At 62.5% G+C, this 3,750-nt stretch carries 1 protein-coding gene; it reads left to right on the forward strand.

Annotated elements, in window-relative coordinates; translation table 11 throughout:
* Positions 1-3,325: BadF/BadG/BcrA/BcrD ATPase family protein (locus VMS96_07765; GenBank protein ID HVP43314.1), on the forward strand; the 3,325-nt coding region annotated here is incomplete at its 5' end.
* Positions 3,326-3,750: the final 425 nt, after the last annotated feature.

Consider the following 3,750-nt stretch of genomic DNA (forward strand, 5'->3'; position numbering starts at 1 on the left):
GGGCATCTCCAAGCACATCGGGGCGAAGTTCGTGCAGGAGGTGAACGCGGTCTCGCTGGCGGTGGAGAAGCTGTACCCGGAATGCGGCTCGGTGATCGAGCTCGGCGGCCAGGACGCGAAGATCATCATCTTCAAGGAAGATCCCGAGACCGGCAAGAAGAAGAAGCTGCCCTCGATGAACGACAAGTGCGCGGGCGGCACCGGCGCGGTCATCGACAAGATCAACGCCAAGCTGCGTATCCCCTCCGAGCAGCTCTGCCAGATGGGCTACGAAGGCCTGAAGCTGCACCCGGTGGCGGGCAAGTGCGGGGTCTTCGCCGAGACCGACATCAACGGCCTGCAGAAACAGGGCGTTCCGCCTGACGAGCTGATGGCGTCGCTCTTCGAGTCCATCATCCAGCAGAACCTGTCGGTGCTGACGCGGGGCAACACTCTGCGCCCGACCGTGCTCCTGCTGGGCGGCCCCAATTGCTACATCAAGGGAATGCGCGATTGCTGGAAGCACAACATCCCCAAGATCTGGGAAGAGCGCAATTACCCGCTGCCCGAAGGCGTCGATCCCAAGTCCCTGATCAAGACTCCCGACAACGCGCAGTACTTCGCGTGCATCGGCGCGGTGGAGTTCGGCAAGGCGGAAGACCCGGGCATCGGCCTGTACCAGGGCTATGCCAAGCTGGAGTGGTACATCACCGAAGGCCGGAATCTGGAGAAGGCGAAGAAGGGAACCGCCCAGGCGCTGGCGAAAGATCCCGACGAACTCGCCGCCTTCAAGCAGAAGTACACCAAGAAGAAGTTCACGCCCACAACGTTCCAGCCGGGACAGGTCGTCGAAGGCTTCCTCGGCATCGACGGCGGCTCCACTTCCACCAAGGCCGTGCTGGTGGACAAGGACCGCAACATCCTCTGCAAGACCTATCAGCTCTCGCGCGGCAACCCCATCGAGGACACGCAGGAGGTGGTGGCCAAGGTCACCAAGCAGGTCAGCGACCAGGGCGCGACCCTGAAGGTCATGGGGGTGGGCACTACCGGCTACGCCAAGGACATCCTGAAGGATGCCATCGGCGCCGACGTGGCGCTGGTGGAGACCGTGGCCCACACCCAGGCGGCGCTCCACTTCTATCCCGACGCAGATGTGATCTGCGACGTAGGCGGACAGGACATCAAGATCATCATCCTGAAGGACGGCCGGGTGAAGGACTTCAAGCTCAACACCCAGTGCTCGGCGGGCAACGGGTACTTCCTGCAGGGCACCTGCGAGGGCTTCGGCTTCAAGGTCGAGGAGTTTGCCGACATCGCGTTCAACGCGAAGGGCTTCCCGCAGTTCGGCTACGGCTGCGCGGTGTTCATGCAGTCCGACATCGTGGACTTCCAGCGGCAGGGCTGGAAGCCGGAAGAGATCATGGCCGGGCTGTGCAACGTGCTGCCCAAGAACATCTGGCTGTACGTGTCGCAGATCCCCAACCTGTCGGCGATCGGCAGAAAATTCGTGCTCCAGGGCGGCACGCAGCACAACCTGGCGGCGGTGAAATCGCAGGTGGACTTCATCGAGTCGCGCTTCAAGGGCAAAGACGTACAGCCCGAGGTCATCGTCCACCAGCACTGCGGCGAAGCCGGCGCCATCGGCTGCGCCTTCGAGGCGGTGCGCCTGTGGGAGAACGGCAAGACGACGGAATTCGTCGGCCTGGACAATGTCGCGTCCATCACCTTCACCACCACCCGCAACGAAGACACGCGCTGCTACTTCTGCAAGAACAAGTGCCTGCGCACCTTTATCGACGTGCGCACGGCGGTGCCGAACCCCAATTACAAGGGCCCGGCCAAGACCAAGGTACCGCTGGCCGAAGGCGCGCAACGCCTGATCATCGCCACCTGCGAAAAGGGCACGGTGGAGAACGTCGAGGAGATGCGCGTCATCAAGGGCAACATCGACGCCATCAAGAAGGAGAACCCGAACCTGGTGGAGATCGCGGCCAAGGCGGCGTTCAAGAGCTATGAGCCACCGAGCGTGGCCGACCCGCTGCCCAAGCTGCAGATCACGGCGGCGCAGAAGAAGCGCGCCGAACTCATGAGGAAGCGCGCCGAGCTGAAGATCGGCATGCCGCGCGCCCTCAACATGTACAGCTGCGGGCCGTTCTTCACCGCGTACTTCGAGTCGCTGGGACTGAAGTCGGAGAACCTGCACTGGTCGGAGTACACCAACGAGCAGCTCTACAAGGAAGGCGCCAAGCGCGGCGCCATCGACCCCTGCTTCCCGTCCAAGGTCGGCATCCCGCACGTGCACAACCTGCTGTATGCGGTGCACCCCAAGAAGCAGCTCGACATCATCTTCTTCCCCATGATCGACGCGCTGCCCACGTTCCTGGTGAACACCCAGTCCAGCCGCGCCTGCCCCACGGTCACGGCCACGCCGGCCTCGGTCAAGGCTGCCTTCACCAAGGAAGGGAACCTGTTCGCCGAGAAGGGCGTGATCTGGAAGGACACGCTGACTTGCTTGGACAACGAGAAAGTCCTGCATCGCCAGATGTACGACGACTGGAAGGACATCCTCGGACTGAGCGAAGACGAGAACTACCGCGCCTGCCTGGAAGGCCTGGCGGCGATGAAGAAGTTCGATAACGACGTCATGCGCGCCCAGGCCCGCGAGGTGCTGAAGCGCCTGGAGGCCGAGGACAAGCTGGGCATCGTGCTGCTGGGACGCCCGTACCACAATGACCCCGGCATCAACCACGAGATCCTGGAGGAGTTCCAGAAGCTGGGCTACCCGGTGTTTTCGCAGGATTCGCTGCCCATCGACGACGAGATCGTCTGGCGGCTGTTCGGCGACGAGGTGAAGGCGGGCGTCATCCAGCACCCGCTCGACGTCTCCGACGCCTGGAAGAACTCGTACTCCGAGAACACCACGCGCAAGGTCTGGGCGGCGAAGTACGTGGCGCGGCATCCCAACCTGGTCGCCCTGGAGCTCTCGAGCTTCAAGTGCGGCCACGACGCTCCCATCTACACCGTGATCGAGGAGATCGTCGAGCACTCGGGCACGCCCTACTTCTGCTTCAAGGACATCGACGAGAACAAACCGACCGGTTCCATCAAGATCCGGGTGGAGACCATCGGCTACTTCCTGAAGCGTTACCGCGAGGACATGGTGCGCAACAAGCAGAAGCACCTGTCCATCGAAGAGCAGCTCAAGAGGTTCGAGGAGCAGTTGCGGGCCGAGCTCGCGGTCGCCGCCAAGTACAAGGACGTGGAGCGGCCCGCTGTTGACGCTTTAGTGAACATCGCTCCGCCGCCGGTGGAAAGCGGCGAGATGGCGCACCTGAGCGGCGACTAAACAATTTGCAACCCGACGGCCACCAGGCCCATCCGTAAGGGTGGGCCTGTTTGTTCTGACAGCTGTTACCGGTGGTTACCGGGGTTACCTTGTGGCCGGGATAGCCGGGCGTAGGATTGAAGGCAGCGGGTCAGGCATCCAACGGCTCTCAAGTTGATTCTTACCCTTTGCAGCGACTGGCCTTCTTTTTAGGTGAGGCATGATGGATATCTCGACCGTATCGAACCTGAACGCATGGAGCGTGCTGCTGGCCCTCTGGATCCCGCTCGCCGGCTGGACTCTCGCCATGCTGGGCGAGGACGACGAAGCCGAAGGCTGAGTCCGCCCGGTCCCCCGGGCATTCACCCGCCTGTCCGCCCTTCACCTGTCTGCTAAAATGACTTCGCACTCCGCGTGGGGTCTGTCCGCATGTTGATGGAAGCCGA

Source organism: Terriglobales bacterium (assembly GCA_035543055.1).
GTDB lineage: Bacteria > Acidobacteriota > Terriglobia > Terriglobales > Acidobacteriaceae > JAIQFD01.